Source organism: Microbacterium sp. UMB0228 (assembly GCF_002871415.1).
Taxonomy (GTDB): Bacteria; Actinomycetota; Actinomycetes; order Actinomycetales; family Microbacteriaceae; genus Microbacterium.
Genome location: NZ_PNFU01000004.1, coordinates 167,922 through 181,445, shown reverse-complemented (window position 1 = coordinate 181,445; position 13,524 = coordinate 167,922). Strand labels below are relative to the sequence as shown.

15 protein-coding genes are annotated in these 13,524 nt (G+C 69.2%); 8 read left to right on the top strand and 7 right to left on the bottom strand.

Annotated features, from left to right (window positions below; all coding sequences use genetic code 11):
• The first annotated feature begins 18 nt into the window (after positions 1 to 18).
• The 4 genes from CJ226_RS11435 to CJ226_RS11420 are packed head-to-tail and all read left to right on the top strand — an operon-like array spanning position 19 to position 3,791.
• The gene (locus tag CJ226_RS11435; RefSeq protein ID WP_062634551.1) at positions 19 to 1,371 is read left to right on the top strand and encodes an MFS transporter; all 1,353 of its coding nucleotides are present in this window, start codon (positions 19 to 21) and stop codon (positions 1,369 to 1,371) included.
• A 28-nt stretch (positions 1,372 to 1,399) separates the two neighbouring features.
• Complete coding sequence (locus tag CJ226_RS11430; protein ID WP_102209232.1) at positions 1,400 to 2,155, top strand: SGNH/GDSL hydrolase family protein; 756 nt, start codon at positions 1,400 to 1,402, stop codon at positions 2,153 to 2,155.
• Between the two features lie 19 nt (positions 2,156 to 2,174).
• Positions 2,175 to 2,921, top strand: coding sequence for an SUMF1/EgtB/PvdO family nonheme iron enzyme (locus tag CJ226_RS11425; RefSeq protein WP_102209231.1), 747 nt, complete (start codon positions 2,175 to 2,177; stop codon positions 2,919 to 2,921).
• 57 nt (positions 2,922 to 2,978) lie between these two features.
• Positions 2,979 to 3,791: an arginase family protein gene (locus CJ226_RS11420; RefSeq protein WP_102209230.1), complete on the top strand. Its 813-nt coding sequence runs from the start codon at positions 2,979 to 2,981 to the stop codon at positions 3,789 to 3,791.
• Between the two features lie 15 nt (positions 3,792 to 3,806).
• Here the strand turns inward: CJ226_RS11420 and CJ226_RS11415 are convergent, their stop codons facing one another.
• Together CJ226_RS11415 and CJ226_RS11410 are read right to left on the bottom strand one after the other, a co-directional pair.
• Positions 3,807 to 4,988, bottom strand: coding sequence for a DUF4232 domain-containing protein (locus CJ226_RS11415; RefSeq protein ID WP_102209229.1), 1,182 nt, complete (start codon positions 4,986 to 4,988; stop codon positions 3,807 to 3,809).
• Positions 4,989 to 5,006: 18 nt separating this feature from the next.
• A complete protein-coding gene (locus CJ226_RS11410) occupies positions 5,007 to 6,332 on the bottom strand; it encodes a nitrate/nitrite transporter (RefSeq protein WP_025103458.1) in 1,326 nt (441 codons plus the stop codon).
• 55 nt (positions 6,333 to 6,387) lie between these two features.
• On the opposite strand from CJ226_RS11410, the gene CJ226_RS18660 reads away from it, so the two are divergent.
• A complete protein-coding gene (locus CJ226_RS18660; protein WP_102209228.1) occupies positions 6,388 to 6,900 on the top strand; it encodes a GNAT family N-acetyltransferase in 513 nt (170 codons plus the stop codon).
• Between the two features lie 455 nt (positions 6,901 to 7,355).
• Here CJ226_RS18660 and CJ226_RS11400 read toward each other — a convergent pair whose 3' ends face one another.
• A complete protein-coding gene (locus tag CJ226_RS11400; RefSeq protein WP_102209227.1) occupies positions 7,356 to 7,556 on the bottom strand; it encodes a hypothetical protein in 201 nt (66 codons plus the stop codon).
• Between the two features lie 80 nt (positions 7,557 to 7,636).
• Between CJ226_RS11400 and CJ226_RS11395 the strand changes: the two genes are divergently transcribed.
• Together CJ226_RS11395 and CJ226_RS11390 are read left to right on the top strand one after the other, a co-directional pair.
• Positions 7,637 to 8,143: a hypothetical protein gene (locus CJ226_RS11395; protein WP_102209226.1), complete on the top strand. Its 507-nt coding sequence runs from the start codon at positions 7,637 to 7,639 to the stop codon at positions 8,141 to 8,143.
• A complete protein-coding gene (locus tag CJ226_RS11390; RefSeq protein ID WP_102209225.1) occupies positions 8,140 to 8,925 on the top strand; it encodes an N-acetylmuramoyl-L-alanine amidase in 786 nt (261 codons plus the stop codon). Before CJ226_RS11395 ends, CJ226_RS11390 begins: the two co-directional genes overlap by 4 nt.
• Before the next feature lie 99 nt (positions 8,926 to 9,024).
• Here the strand turns inward: CJ226_RS11390 and CJ226_RS11385 are convergent, their stop codons facing one another.
• The 4 genes from CJ226_RS11385 to CJ226_RS11370 all read right to left on the bottom strand — a co-directional run bounded on the left by CJ226_RS11385 (position 9,025) and on the right by CJ226_RS11370 (position 12,743).
• On the bottom strand, positions 9,025 to 9,384 hold the full coding sequence (locus tag CJ226_RS11385; RefSeq protein WP_102209224.1) for a hypothetical protein: 360 nt from the start codon (positions 9,382 to 9,384) through the stop codon (positions 9,025 to 9,027).
• Positions 9,385 to 9,543: 159 nt separating this feature from the next.
• Entirely contained in the window at positions 9,544 to 11,901 is a 2,358-nt protein-coding gene (locus tag CJ226_RS11380) for an excinuclease ABC subunit UvrA (RefSeq protein WP_102209223.1), read from the bottom strand.
• 27 nt (positions 11,902 to 11,928) lie between these two features.
• Positions 11,929 to 12,339, bottom strand: a complete 411-nt coding sequence (locus CJ226_RS11375) for a VOC family protein (RefSeq protein ID WP_025103449.1) — start codon at positions 12,337 to 12,339, stop codon at positions 11,929 to 11,931.
• A 5-nt stretch (positions 12,340 to 12,344) separates the two neighbouring features.
• Positions 12,345 to 12,743 (bottom strand): helix-turn-helix transcriptional regulator, encoded by a 399-nt coding sequence (locus CJ226_RS11370; RefSeq protein WP_051582213.1) that lies wholly within the window; start codon positions 12,741 to 12,743, stop codon positions 12,345 to 12,347.
• 179 nt (positions 12,744 to 12,922) lie between these two features.
• Here CJ226_RS11370 and CJ226_RS11365 point away from each other — a divergent pair, with 179 nt between their 5' ends.
• Entirely contained in the window at positions 12,923 to 13,510 is a 588-nt protein-coding gene (locus tag CJ226_RS11365; protein ID WP_025103447.1) for an HdeD family acid-resistance protein, read from the top strand.
• Positions 13,511 to 13,524: the final 14 nt, after the last annotated feature.

The following is a 13,524-nucleotide window of genomic DNA, read 5'->3' as shown; positions in this document are numbered from 1 at the left end:
GGCCCTACGATGAGAATCATGGCCGATACCGCTCTGCCGAGCCGCACCTCGCTCGCCGAGCGCCTCGACGTCCTCCCGTTCACCCGCCGGCACCTGCGCCTGCTCACGGGCTCCGGCGTCGGCTGGGCGCTCGACGCGATGGACGTCGGACTCATCTCCTTCATCATCGCGGCGCTCTCACAGCAGTGGGATCTCACGAAGGGGGAGGCCGGCTGGATCGCCTCGCTCGGCTTCGTCGGCATGGCGGTCGGCGCGACCCTCGGCGGTCTTCTCGCTGACCGCTTCGGCCGCCGGCAGGTGTTCGCCCTCACTCTGCTCGTCTACGGTGTGGCCACCGGAGCGAGTGCTCTGGTCGGGGGAGTGGCGGCCCTGCTCGTGCTGCGGTTCTTCGTCGGCCTCGGTCTCGGCGCGGAGCTGCCGGTCGCCTCGACCTACGTGAGCGAGTTCGCTCCCGCGCGCATCCGCGGACGGCTGATCGTCATCCTGGAAGCATTCTGGGCCGTCGGCTGGACGGCCTCCGCGCTCATCGGGTTCTTCGTCATCCCCGCCTCCGAGGCGGGCTGGCGATGGGCCTTCGCGCTCGGCGCGATCCCCGCGGTCTACGCCCTCGTCGTGCGGTGGGGTCTGCCCGAGTCGCCGCGCTGGCTGGCGTCCCGCGGACGCATCGCGGAAGCGGATCGCATCGTGGCGGCCTTCGAGGCCGATGCGGGAGTCGAGTACACCCCGCCCCTCCGGAAGGAACCGGCGTCGCGGGCCATCGCGAAGACGGCACGGGCACGGCTCGCGACCCTCTGGAACGCGGAGTTCCGCGTGCGGACAGCGTGCCTCTGGCTCGTGTGGCTGGCCGTGAACTTCGCCTACTACGGGGCCTTCATCTGGATCCCCAGCATTCTCGTGGACGCCGGATTCGACCTCGTCCGTTCGTTCGGCTTCACCCTCATCATCACGCTCGCGCAGCTCCCGGGCTACGCCGTGGCGGCCTGGCTCATCGAGGTGTGGGGACGCCGCATCACCCTGTCGGTCTTCCTGCTGGGGGCGACCGCGTCGGCCGTCGTCTTCGGCACCGCCACGACCGTGCCGATGATCATCGGCGCCGGCATGGCGCTGTCGTTCTTCACCCTCGGCGCGTGGGGCGCGCTGTACGCGGTGACGCCTGAGATCTACCCGACCTCGCTGCGCGGCACCGGGGCGGGCTGGTCCGCAGGGGTCGGACGCATCGCCTCCATCGTGGCGCCCCTCGCCGTTCCTGTCCTCCTCGTCGCCGGCGGCGCTCCTCTGCTGTTCGTGGTGTTCGCGGCCTGCTTCCTCGTCGCGGCGGCCGCCGCGTGGGGACTCGTCGACCGGAGCGGAGCGGCGCTGGACGACCGGTGACGTCCGGGACCGGGAATAGGCTGGGCGCGTGGCTGATGTACGTTTCGTCGCGATAGGCGACTCCTTCACCGAAGGCGTGGGCGATGTGCTCCCCGATGGGCGCGAGCGCGGCTGGGCCGACATCGCCGCGCAGGGATGGGCGGATGCCGCGGGGCACCCCATCCAGTACGCGAACCTGGCGATCCGGGGGAAGCTGGCCTGGCCGATCGTCGAGGAGCAGCTCGAACCCGCCCTGGCCCTGCGTCCCACGCACCTGTCGTTCAACGGGGGCGGCAACGACATGCTGCGGCCGCGGACCGACCTGGAGCACATCGCCGATGCGTTCAGCCGGGTGCTGCGACGGTGCGACGAGGAGGGCGTGACGATGATCCTGCTCTCCGGCGCCAATCCCAGCGGGCAGCTTCCGATGGGCTCCCTCGTGCAGCGGCGTGGCGACCTGCTCTCCGAGGCGGTCCTGCGGCGGATCGAGGACCGCCCCGACGTGATCCGCGCCCTGAACTGGCCGGACACGGAGCTCTCGAAGCCCGCGTACTGGTCGGAGGACCGGCTTCATATGAACGCGGCCGGACACCATCGTGTCGCGGCCCGCGTGCTGCATGGCCTCGGCTTCGAGCCGCCGGCAGCCTGGTGGGCGCCGCTCGATCGCTGGACCGCCGGCCCCGCGGGTCTGGCCTACTACCGGGAGTTCGTCGGGCCCTGGGTGCGTCGACGCGTGACGAGGACCTCGTCCGGAGACGGCCGCGCAGCGAAGTACCCCACCTGGGTCGAGCGGACTCCGGCGTGAGCGTCGTCGTGCCCCGCGCATGAGCGACATCGAACTCGTCCGTCTTCCCGCCGGCACGGTGACGCTGCACGACGCCCGGCGACGCACGCGCCGCACCGTGGAACTCGAACCCTTCGCCCTCGGTGTTTTCCCGGTGACCGAAGAACAGGTCACCGAGGTCCTGGGCACCCCGTCACGGCATCCTCGTCGCCCGGTCGCCGACGTGAGCTGGCTGCGGGCCGTCCACTTCTGCAACGCGGCCTCGGAGTGGGAGGGGCTCGATCCCGTCTACCACTTCGAGGGTGAGGATGTGGCCTGGGACACCACGGCGGACGGCTACCGCCTGCCGACCGAGGCCGAGTGGGAGTACGCCTGCCGCGCCGGTTCCACCGGGCCGCACTACGCCCCGCTGGCCGAGGCCGCGTGGACCGCTGCCGACGGAGTCGGCACGCCGCAGGACGTGGGCGGGAAGCTCCCGAACCTGCATGGGCTGTTCGACACGCTCGGGAACGTGTGGGAATGGTGCTGGGACCTCCTCGACCCCGCGCGGTACGACGACTACCGGGTCTTCCGCGGCGGCGGGTTCGCCGACGACGCTTGGAGCGTCCGCGCCTCGGTCCGTCGTGGGGGAGCGCCGCGCATGCACCACGAGGACGTCGGCTTCCGCGTGGCCCGGGGCGCCTTCGACACCGAGGAGGAGGCGCAGGGCTGGTCGGCGGCGGCAGACCGGGACCGCGCCTTCGTCGACGGAGGGCTGCCGTCGGGATGGACGCCGCGCCGGCGATAGTGCAGGCCGGATACGGCGGTTTTGGCCGCGGTCTGCGCCGGGTGGGAGACTGAGCGGATGACCAGGCCCTTCGCGCTCATCCTCAACCAGGGTCGCGTCGCCGACCGCACGGACGGAGCCCTCGTCGGGGCGCGCCGCGTCGCCGACGCCCTGTCCTCGCTGCTCCGGCGGGAGCCCGTCGTGGTCGGCACTCCGGAGCCCGGTCGGCTCGACGACTGGTCGGTCGCGCTGCCCGAGGCCTCGGACACGCTCGCCGGCCTCCGTGCCGCGGTGCAGGAGGCGATCGCGGGGGAGACGACCCCGCTCCTCGTGACGAACACGTGTGCGGCGAGCCTCGGAACGCTGCCGAGCGTCGCCGAGCACCACCCCGACGCGGTGGTGCTCTGGATCGATGCGCATGGCGACTTCAACACGCCGGACACCACCGACTCCGGCTACCTCGGCGGCATGGTCCTCGCCGCCGCCTGCGGCCTGTGGGACAGCGGCCACGGGGCGGGCATCGACCCGCGGCAGGTCATCGTCGTCGGCGGCCGCGACATCGACCCCGCCGAGGGAGAGCTCCTCGCCGGCGCGGGAGTGACCGTCCTCAGCCCCGCGGAGAGCACGCCGGAGCGGCTGAGCGCTCTCATCGCCGGGCGACCGGTGTGGATCCATGTCGACTGGGACGTCCTGGAGCCCGGCTACATCCCCGCGGCCTATCGGGTCGGCGACGGTCTGCTGCCGCACCAGGTGGCCGCGCTGTTCGCCGCCATCCCGGCCGCCGACGTCCGCGGCGTGGAGCTCGCCGAGTTCGAGGCGGGCGACGCGGAGGTGCCGGAGCGCGTCAGCGTCGAGTTGATCGTGGAGACGGTGCAGCACCTGCTGCGCTGACGGCGCGCAGGGCCGTCACGGCGCGGCGGGTGCGGCGCCGAGGTGCCAAGCGGTGATCTCGACCTCGGAGCCCGAGACGATGTCGAGCTCGACCGGCCACGAGCCGCGGTCGAGTCCGGGGAGCACGGCGGCATGCAGGGCGCGGGCGACGAGAGCGCCGTCCGTGGCATTGGCATCCCAGCCGATCACCGCGGTCGCCTCGCCGCCGGGCGGCACCGTGACGGGCGCGATACCGGGGTCGGTCGCCAGGAATGAGGAACCGGGGCGCACCTCGACGTCGAGCGCATGGCCGTTGTGGTCCGCGAACGCGATGTCGGGATACCCCTCGACCACGCAGGGCTCCTCACCGACGTTCATCAGCCGGATGCTCTGGGCGCGGTGCCCCGTGGCCCCGTCGGCGGTTCCGAGCAGCAGTGTGGCTCGGTCGAGGGTGCAGGCGCCCGCGGGAAGCTGGGGAGTCGAGGCCCCCGGGGCGCGCTCCGGCACAGGGTCGCCCACTGCCGCCGGATCGACGAAGGCTCCCGTCTCGTCGGTGGCGCCCTGCAGCGCGGCGTTCTCCTCGACGATCTGGCGCTGCCACGCGGCATCGGCCAGGCTCCCGACCACGACGAGAGCGACCACGCTCGCGACGGTGACACCGAGAAGGCCCGGGGACCACCGCCGCGCAGATTCCTCACCGGCTCTGCGCGAGAACGCCCAGGCGGGGATCCAGCCCCAGGCGAGTCCCCAGTAGGCAGTGTCCGGCGCGGACTCGACGACCGCAGCCGTGAGACCGTGCAGGCCCGAGAGAGGGAGGAAGGACAGGACCCGGGTGACGTCATCGCACAGCCCGACGACCGTTCCGGCGAGGACGGCACCGAACCAGAGCACGAGGAACGCGGGAGCCCGGCCGACACCCTGCGCACCCCGTCCCACGACCCAGACGACGCTGCACACCACGGCGGCCGTCACCGTCAGCACCAGGACGCCCCACGCACCGGGGAGCAGCCAGGCATGACTCTGAAGCGGTTGGATACCAGCGAAGCTCAGCAACCGCGTCAGAACGATGTCGGAACCGGTGAGTCGAGCGATGGCACCGGAGACGATCCAGAGTGCGCCGAGGAGCAGTCCGGCGAGCAGCCCCGCCGTCAACGGTGGCCTCGTACGGCCGTCTCGGGCGCTCGAGACGGGGGCGGTCGACGGGGGAGCGGAGGCCATGCCTCATCCTATGGGCGCTCAGCGACGCCGCTCGGGATCCAGCCCCATGCGGATGCGCGTCCGTTTGCGTTCGATGAGGATGAAGACGACCCCGAGGATCCAGAGGGGGATCGGGGTGAGGAACGCGACACGGAAAGCGTCGAGCGTGTAGGTGTCCGGGGTGCCGGCGCCCTGGGCGTCGAGGAGGAGGCCGATCACGAAGACCGCGATCAGGGCTGCGATGAAGCCCCCCGCGTTCGTGACTCCGGTCGCCGTGCTGAGGCGGTGCGCGGGGTTGTGCGTGCGGGCGTGGTCGAAGGCGATCATCGACGCGGGGCCCCCGGTCGCGAGAGCGATCGCCAGGACCCAGAGGAGCCAGTCCGGGGCGGGGCCGGGGAGGGCGATGACCGCGATCCACGCGGCCATCTGCACGCCGACGGCGGGGAGGACGAGGGCGAGCGAGCGGTGATTCGGGAGGCGGCGGGAGAGATCGCCGATGATCGGACCGAGGATCATGCCCGCGACCACGTAGATCGAGATGATCCCCGCCGCGTGGGCGGTGGTCAGGCCCTCGCCTGCCGTGAGGAACGGCATGCCCCACAGCAGCACGAACACCGTGCCGGCGAACGGAGTGGTGAAGTGCGACCAGAACGCGAGCCGCGTGCCGGGATGCGCCCAGGCCGCCCGGATGCCGACGCCCGTGTCGATCGCCGACGTCACGACACGCACGACTCCGGTGTCCGTGTTCACCGACACGTCCGGGCCGCTCTCGGCGGGGTTGTTGCGCACGATGAGCCACACGAGGATCGTGAAGAGCAGGCCGAGACCGGCGATGCTGCCGAACGTGATCGACCAGGTGGTGGCGTGCAGCAGGGCGGCGACCGGCACCAGCGCGATCAGCTGCCCGGCCTGCCCGATGATCCCGGTGAACTGGACCATGACGGGCCCGCGTTGCGCGGGGAACCACGTGGCCACCAGTCGCAGCACGGCAGGGAAGACGGCGGCGTCGCCGGCTCCGAGGAGGACACGCGCGACGATCGCGATGCCGATGCTGGGGGAGAGGGCCATGGTGAGCTGTCCGGCCGCCATGAGCAGCATCCCCGCCGTGATGATCGGACGGGATCCGTAGCGGTCGAGGAGTACGCCCACCGGGATCTGCATCCCCCCGTAGACGGCGAGCTGCACGACCGCGAACAGCGCGAGCGTCGAGGCGTCCGCCTGGAAGCGGTCGGCGGCCTCGACACCGACGGCGCCGAGAGAGGTCCGGTTGGTGATGGCGAGCACGTAGGCCGCGACGCCGACGGACCAGATCGCCCAGGCCCGCCACCCCGGTGTGGAGACGGGGGAGTGGGAGACCTGAGGCACCCTTCCACGCTACTCCTGCGTCGAGCGCAGGCACGCACACCGGTGGGAGCGAGCGATGCGCCGCACCGCCGCCCTCACGCGGACGCGGCGAACCGGACGATCTCCTCGGCCACGGTCTGCGGCATGGAGATGTACGGTGAATGGCTCGCAGACAGGGTTCGCGAGTCGCTGCACCGGTCGGCCATGCTCTGCTGTAGGCGCGGGCTCACGGCCCGGTCGTGAGGGATTTTCCTTCGCGATAGAGCGCCAGGGGGAGTGCGTGGGCCAGATCGGTCTGTGGCTCCGCGACATCGAGCAGGGACGGGGGACGGTCGGCTACTGGATACGGCCACGTCGTCGTGGGCGCGGAACTGCCTCCATGGCCTTTCGCGTCCTGTCGGAGTGGGCGTGGACGATGGAGGATCTACAGAGGCTGCAGGCTCACGTCGAGCCGGCGAACGAAGCGTCGTGTCGGTCTATCGAGCACGCGGGCTTCGTCCGCGAAGGACTGCTCCGCTCCTGGCAGTCCATCGCCGGAAGTCGTCGCGACATGTTCGTCTACGCGCTGGTCAGGCCACGCGCTCCATGAACCGTCACCGAATGACGCCGAAGCCGTCATTCAGGTGATGGTGACCGGCGCGACGCGCAGACGTTGCTCGCGGATGCCGAGGACGAGGGCGACGATGCCGAGGAAGACGTTGCCGATTGCGGGCCCGTCGACGACGAGATGACCGGCAATCCTTGATGTCGCTGTGCCGGAGGGCGCCGACGAGGAGACGGTGATGCCGACGACGAACGCGAGCGGCGTCCAGAAGACGACCCACAGCGGGGCCCACCTTCGCGCGTCCGATTCCTACGGCGGCGGTGATCGCGAACGTGGCCACGCTCCCGTAGTACAGCACGGCAGCAAGCACCGAGGCGTCTTCGCGCGCGTGGGGGTCGCCCGGCGACTCCGGAACGAGATCGAACCAAAGCGACTGTGCGAACGGCGCGACGGCGAGCAGGACGGTCGCGACGGTGCTCACCGGTCGCCGACCAGTGACGCTACCCGCACGACCGACCCCCGACCACGAACAGAGCGGCCGCCGATGCGAACACGGCATCCTTCGCGATCGCGAAGCCGGCGAACTCCCCGCGGGCTGTGAACCAGATGACGATCGAGAGGAGGAACAGGACGCCGCCGGTGACCCATGTGAGCCGACGCGCTCGACTGTCAGCAGTTGCGTTCTCGGCCCCATCGCTCACGCAATCACCCTCGTCGTCAGGTTCAGGGGCAGCCCGCAGGGAGCACCCGCTCGGGAAGCCGCACCTCGTAGGATCACGATATGACCTCGCCTCGCCGTGTCCCCGCAGGCCTGCGGAAACGCGGGGGTTTTCGGGGAGCCGACGACTCGACCGCCTCGCTCATCCTCGGCCAGTTCTTCGTCGGCGGCTTTTTCCTGTTCATGGTGGCTTTCTTCCTCGCGCTCGGAGTTGCGGAAGAGTACGACGGGGTGACGTCCTTCGTCGGGGCGAGCATCATCGCCGTCGTCCTGTCCGTCGTGTCGATGATCACCGCCCTGGTGATCGGCCTGCCCCTTCGCCTCGTCTCGGCGCTGCGCGCGCGGTGGCTCGCGCACGGCGAGGTCACCGTCCTCGGGGTCGTCGTCGGACTCGGCGCCTGCATCGTGTCGGTCGTGCTGGCGGGCGGAAGCGGGGGAGCGGCGCTCCCGTGGTGGGCGTTCGTCGTCTCGTGGACCGTCCTCGCCTTCTCGGTCGCGCATTTCGTCTGGCCAGGACGACGCCCGCAGGATGATCCCCGAGAGCCACACCACAACGACCAGGCCGCATGAGCACGCGCAGGGAGGGTCAGCATCCGGAGGACCCGGGAGCACGGGACGCCGATGAGCACGTCCCGACGCACACGAGGCGGGGATTCCTCATCGCTGCCGGAACCGGCGTCGCGGTGACCGGCATCGGCATCTGGCTCTCCACGCGCTCCGGGGGAGAGGCAGACGACACCGGACGCCGCCCGGACAACCCCCGAGGGCTACCAGAGTACGAGCCGGTCTACGACCGCGCGGTCACCGGTCTCGAGGTACCGCTCGGTTTCGAGGACTGCGCCCACCCGACGGTGCGCGTTGACCGGAGCATCGCGGGAAGCGAACGTCGAACCGTGGGCCCGGTCATCGACCGCTTCATCATCCACCACACCGGCACGACGACGGACCAGTTGGACTTCTTCTCCCGCTGCAACAGGAGATCATCGGCTCCCACGTTCTATCTTCGGCACGACGGCTCGGTCATCGAGACCATCCGCCCGGGAGCGAAGCCGTCGTCCACCGGCGCGGACTGGAACTGGCGGTCCGTGGCGGTGGAGACGCTGGATTTCACCGGAGCGCCGGAGTACACGGTGACCACCGCGCAGGTGGAGGAGATCGCGCAGATGATCGCGTGGCTCGCAGGCTTCGACGGCCGGACCCTGGACGGCGTTCCGGTGCGCTTCCGAATCGACCGAGAGCACGTCATCACCCACAAGGAGACGTGGTCGGGAACGGAGTGCCCCGGCCCGTTCCTCCAATCGCGAGTGGATGACATCGTGGCGCGGGCGCAGGAGATCAGGAGGGACTCGTGACCACAGGGGAGCGAGATCGTTGTCGCTCTACCCGGTCGAGGCCAAGCCGGCTACGACTCACGTTGCTGCTCTGTCGATCGGGGGAGCGCCGCGTCCCGGTTAACCGAATCGCTCGTTGGTCTGCGGGTCGAACAAGCGGTATCCGAGCGGACGCATGACGTCGATGATGGCGTTGAAGTGGTCGCCCTCTTCGATTCCGTACCCGAAGAACCTCGCAATGTGGCGTCCGATGTGCATCTCGAACACAGGAGCCGAGCCGATCTCGACTCCGGGCGGGTGGAGGTGGATCCCATCTCGGGTCCACCCCTCGAGGACTTCGACGATCGCTCGATCGACTTCGGCAGGGTCGACAGCTCGCAGACCCGGGACGGGTTCCATAGGTTCCGCGTCGAGACGGCGGTAGGCCTCCAACGGGTCGAGTTCGTCGCCCCCAGACCAGAACGCCAGTTCGTAGCTCACGCGACCATTATGCCGAGCACCGAAGACGGCGGGGGTGAGTACGGACCCGTTTTCGGAGGAGAGGCTCCCATCAGTAAGCTGACATAATGTGCATTATCGGATACTCCGTATAAGGGGTGGGCGAGCGCAACAGAGGGCCCGGAACGTTCGACTTTCCCCTCAACGACCGACGTACGCCGCGAGATGTTCGCCCGTCAGCGTCGACCCGTCAGCGACGAGCTCGGCAGGCGTTCCCTCGAACACGATGCGACCACCGTCGTGGCCGGCTCCCGGGCCGACGTCGATGATCCAGTCCGCGTGTGCCATGACGGCCTGGTGATGCTCGATGACGACCACCGTCTTGCCGGCGTCGACAAGTCGATCCAACAGGCCGAGGATCGTGTCGACGTCCGCGAGATGCAGACCAGTCGTCGGCTCGTCCAGCACGTACACGTCGCCCTTCTCGCCCATCTGGATCGCGAGCTTGATGCGCTGTCGTTCACCGCCCGACAGGGTCGACAACGGCTGGCCGAGCGACAGGTACCCGAGCCCCACGTCCTCCAGGCGTCCGAGGATGGCAGCCGCGGCCGGGAGCTTGGCCTCTCCCTCGCTGAAGAACACACGAGCCTCGGAGACCGGAAGGTCGAGCACCTCGGTGATGTCCTTGCCACCGAGCTTGTACTCCAGCACCGCCGCCTGGAAGCGCTTACCGCCGCAGTCCTCACAGGGGGTCTCGATCGTGTCCATGAACCCGAGCTCGGTGATGATGACACCGGCGCCCTTGCACGTAGGACAGGCGCCCTCGGAGTTCGCGCTGAACAGGGCGGGCTTCACGCCGTTCGCTTTCGCGAAGGCTTTCCGGATGGGTTCCAGCAGGCCCGTATACGTCGCGGGGTTGCTGCGACGCGAGCCCTTGATGGCGGATTGATCGATCGCCACCACGCCCTCGCGTCCTGTCACCGAACCGTGGATGAGCGAGCTCTTGCCGGAGCCGGCGACACCGGTGACGACGGTCAGGACACCGGTCGGGATGTCGACGTCCACGTTCTGGAGGTTGTTGGTGGATGCGCCGCGCACCTCGATCGCGCCGGTGCGGCCACGCACGGCGTCCTTCAGCTGTGCACGGTCGTCAAGGTGCTGCCCGGTCAGTGTTCCACTGGCTGTGAGACCCTCGACGCTCCCCTGATAGCAGATCTCTCCCCCGGCGCTTCCCGCACCCGGCCCCAGGTCCACGACATGATCGCCGATCGCGATGGTCTCCGGCTTGTGCTCGACGACGAGCACCGTGTTCCCCTTGTCGCGAAGGCGGAGCAGCAGGCCGTTCATCCGCTCGATGTCGTGCGGATGCAGCCCGATGGTCGGCTCGTCGAACACATACGTGACGTCGGTCAACGAGGAGCCCAGGTGCCGCAGCATCTTGATCCGCTGCGCCTCTCCCCCGGACAGCGTCCCCGAGGGCCGGTCCAGGCTCAGGTACCCCAGGCCGAGGGTCACGAAGGCGTCGAGGTTGGCACTCAGCGCCTGGAGCAGCGGCCCGGCTCCCGGGAGATCCAGGCCGCGGACCCACGCGGCAAGATCCGTCACCTGCATGCGGCACGCGTCGGCGATGCTCACGCCGTCGATCTTCGAGGATCGCGCGCCCTCGGTGAGACGAGTACCGTCGCACTCCGGGCACACCGCGAAGGTGGCCACGCGCTCGACGAAGGCACGGATGTGCGGCTGGAGCGCGTCGAGGTCTTTCGAGAGCATGGACTTCGTGATCTTCGGGATCAGACCCTCGTAGGTCATGTTGATGCCCGAGATCTTGACCTTCGTGACCTCTCCGTAGAGGAAGAGGTGGCGTTGCTTGTCGGTGAAGGACGAGATGGGCTTGTCTGCCGGATAGAACCCCGACTGCGAGAAGCCCTTCACCATCCACCCATCCGCGGTGTACCCGGGCACCATGATGGCGCCCTCGTCGAGGGACTTCGACTCATCGACGATCTGAGACAGGTCGAGGTCCGACACCACTCCCCTGCCCTCACATCGTGGGCACATGCCGCCGAGGTAGATCGCATCCTTCACGATCTTCTTCTCGCCACCCGGCCCGGTCATGACGCCGCTGGCCTTCTGCGTGGGGATGTTGAACGAGAACGCCGTCGGGCCGCCGATGTAGGGCTGGCCCAGCTTGCTGAACAGGATGCGGAGCATCGCATTGGCATCCGTCACCGTGCCGACGGTCGACCGCGGGTTCGCGCCGAGACGCTCCTGGTCCACGATGATCGCCGTGGTGAGCCCTTCCAGCACGTCGACGTCGGGACGCGGCACCGAGGGCATGAAGCCCTGCACGAACGCGCTGTACGTCTCGTCGATCATCCGGCGCGATTCGGCGGCGATCGTGTCGAAGACGAGAGAGCTCTTCCCCGACCCGGAGACCCCGGTGAACACCGTCAGACGTCGTTTCGGGATGTCGACGCTCACGTCCTTGAGGTTGTTCTCGCGCGCGCCCTGCACGCGGATGAGGTCGTGGGTGTCCGCGGGGTGCTCGGCAGCGGTCATGCGGGGTCCTTCGTGGTGGTGGCGCCGTCAGGCGGCCTGGTTGATACGGAGCAGGTTGCCGGCGGGGTCGCGGAACGCGCAGTCGCGGACGCCGTAGGGCTGGTCCATCGGCTCCTGGACGACATCGGCGCCGACAGCGACCAGCCGCTCGAACAGGGCGTCCAGGTCATCGCTCGCGAGGGTGAGAGCGCCATAGCTGCCCTTCGCGATGAGTTCCAGGATGGTCTGCCGCTCCGCCTCGGTGATGCCGGGATCGGTGGCCGGCGGGTGGAGGACGATCGAGGTCTCGGGCTGGCCGACCGGGCCGACCGTGAGCCAGCGCAGGCCGTCGTATCCGACGTCGTTGCGCACCTCGAAGCCGAGGGCGTCGCGATAGAAGCCGAGGGCGGCGTCGGCGTCGGTGTGCGGGAGGAAGGCGTAGTGGATGCTGATCTTCATGATGCTCACGTTAGGTGCGCCTCAGGGCGCGGCGCTTCTCGATTCCTGATCGGTCGGGTGACCTGCTTGGCGTGGAACGACGGGATGCCCTCGACGTTCGCGGCGCGTTCACGGTACACGCTGGGTGGGACACCGACCAGCTCCGAGAACCGGGTGCTGAACGTGCCCAGCGAGGAGCAGCCCACCGCGAAGCACACCTCGGTGACGCTGAGGTCGCCGCGACGCAGCAGCGCCATGGCACGCTCGATGCGGCGGGTCATCAGATAGGAGTACGGGGATTCGCCGTACGTCTCGCGAAACCGCCGGCTGAGATGGCCGGCAGACAGGTGCACGCCCCGCGCCAGAGCCTCGACGTCCAAGGGCTTCGCGTACTCGCGATCGATGCGGTCGCGGACCTTGCGCATCACGACCAGCTCCCGCAGGCGAGCATCATCCACCGGTGTCACGTCATGATCCTGCCATGACGCCGGAAGACGCGAAATGACCATCCGCGACGCGCGGAGGCCCTCCTCCCCCGCTGTCGGAGATCCGGCGCTACCCTGGGGGCATCCTCACAGGATTCTCTCAGAAGGGGTTCCCCGCCATGTCTGAAGCACTCGCTGAAACGAAGTCGTTCTTCAAGTCCATCCGCGTCGCTCTCGCGGTCTCCGGCGTTCTCGCGCTGCTCGCGGGCATCGCGCTGCTGGTCTGGCCGGTGAAGTCGGCCGTCATCGTGACGGCCATCTTCGCGTCCTACTTGATCGTCGCGGGAGTCGTGTACATCGGCCTCGGCATCTTCTCCCGCGCGAAGGGCGGCTGGTCGCGCGTCGGACACATCGTGCTCGGCCTGCTCTACATCGTCGCCGGCGTCATCGCGTTCTTCAACCTGAACGTCGCCGCCGCCACCCTCGCGCTGGTCGTCGTGATCTTCATCGGCGTGAGCTGGATCGTCGACGGCGTCGTGGCGCTCTCGCTGCTCGGCAGCGACGGATCGCGGGTCTGGACGCTGATCTACGCGATCCTCAGCATCATCGCCGGAATCATCGTCCTCTTCTCGCCGGTCATCGCCGGCTTCGCGCTCTGGCTGCTCCTGGGCATCTCGCTCGTCGTGCTCGGCATCGTGCAGATCATCCGCGCGATCACGCTCGGCAAGGACGAGAAGGCGTTCACCACGGGCGCTGCCGCCGTCTGATCCGCAGACACGAG

What these genes read in the sequence shown, in the direction of transcription:
- CJ226_RS11435 (WP_062634551.1), top strand. Translation starts at nt 19, where the DNA reads ATGGCCGATACCGCTCTGCCGAGCCGCACCTCGCTCGCCGAGCGCCTC.
- CJ226_RS11370 (WP_051582213.1), bottom strand. Translation starts at nt 12,743, where the DNA reads ATGCGCAAGGTCCGCGACCGCATCGATCGCGAGTACGCGAAGCCCTTG.
- CJ226_RS11375 (WP_025103449.1), bottom strand. Translation starts at nt 12,339, where the DNA reads ATGAAGATCAGCATCCACTACGCCTTCCTCCCGCACACCGACGCCGAC.
- CJ226_RS11365 (WP_025103447.1), top strand. Translation starts at nt 12,923, where the DNA reads ATGTCTGAAGCACTCGCTGAAACGAAGTCGTTCTTCAAGTCCATCCGC.
- CJ226_RS11395 (WP_102209226.1), top strand. Translation starts at nt 7,637, where the DNA reads ATGACCTCGCCTCGCCGTGTCCCCGCAGGCCTGCGGAAACGCGGGGGT.
- CJ226_RS11425 (WP_102209231.1), top strand. Translation starts at nt 2,175, where the DNA reads ATGAGCGACATCGAACTCGTCCGTCTTCCCGCCGGCACGGTGACGCTG.
- CJ226_RS11415 (WP_102209229.1), bottom strand. Translation starts at nt 4,988, where the DNA reads ATGGCCTCCGCTCCCCCGTCGACCGCCCCCGTCTCGAGCGCCCGAGAC.
- CJ226_RS11390 (WP_102209225.1), top strand. Translation starts at nt 8,140, where the DNA reads ATGAGCACGCGCAGGGAGGGTCAGCATCCGGAGGACCCGGGAGCACGG.
- CJ226_RS11380 (WP_102209223.1), bottom strand. Translation starts at nt 11,901, where the DNA reads ATGACCGCTGCCGAGCACCCCGCGGACACCCACGACCTCATCCGCGTG.
- CJ226_RS11420 (WP_102209230.1), top strand. Translation starts at nt 2,979, where the DNA reads ATGACCAGGCCCTTCGCGCTCATCCTCAACCAGGGTCGCGTCGCCGAC.
- CJ226_RS18660 (WP_102209228.1), top strand. Translation starts at nt 6,388, where the DNA reads ATGCGCCGCACCGCCGCCCTCACGCGGACGCGGCGAACCGGACGATCT.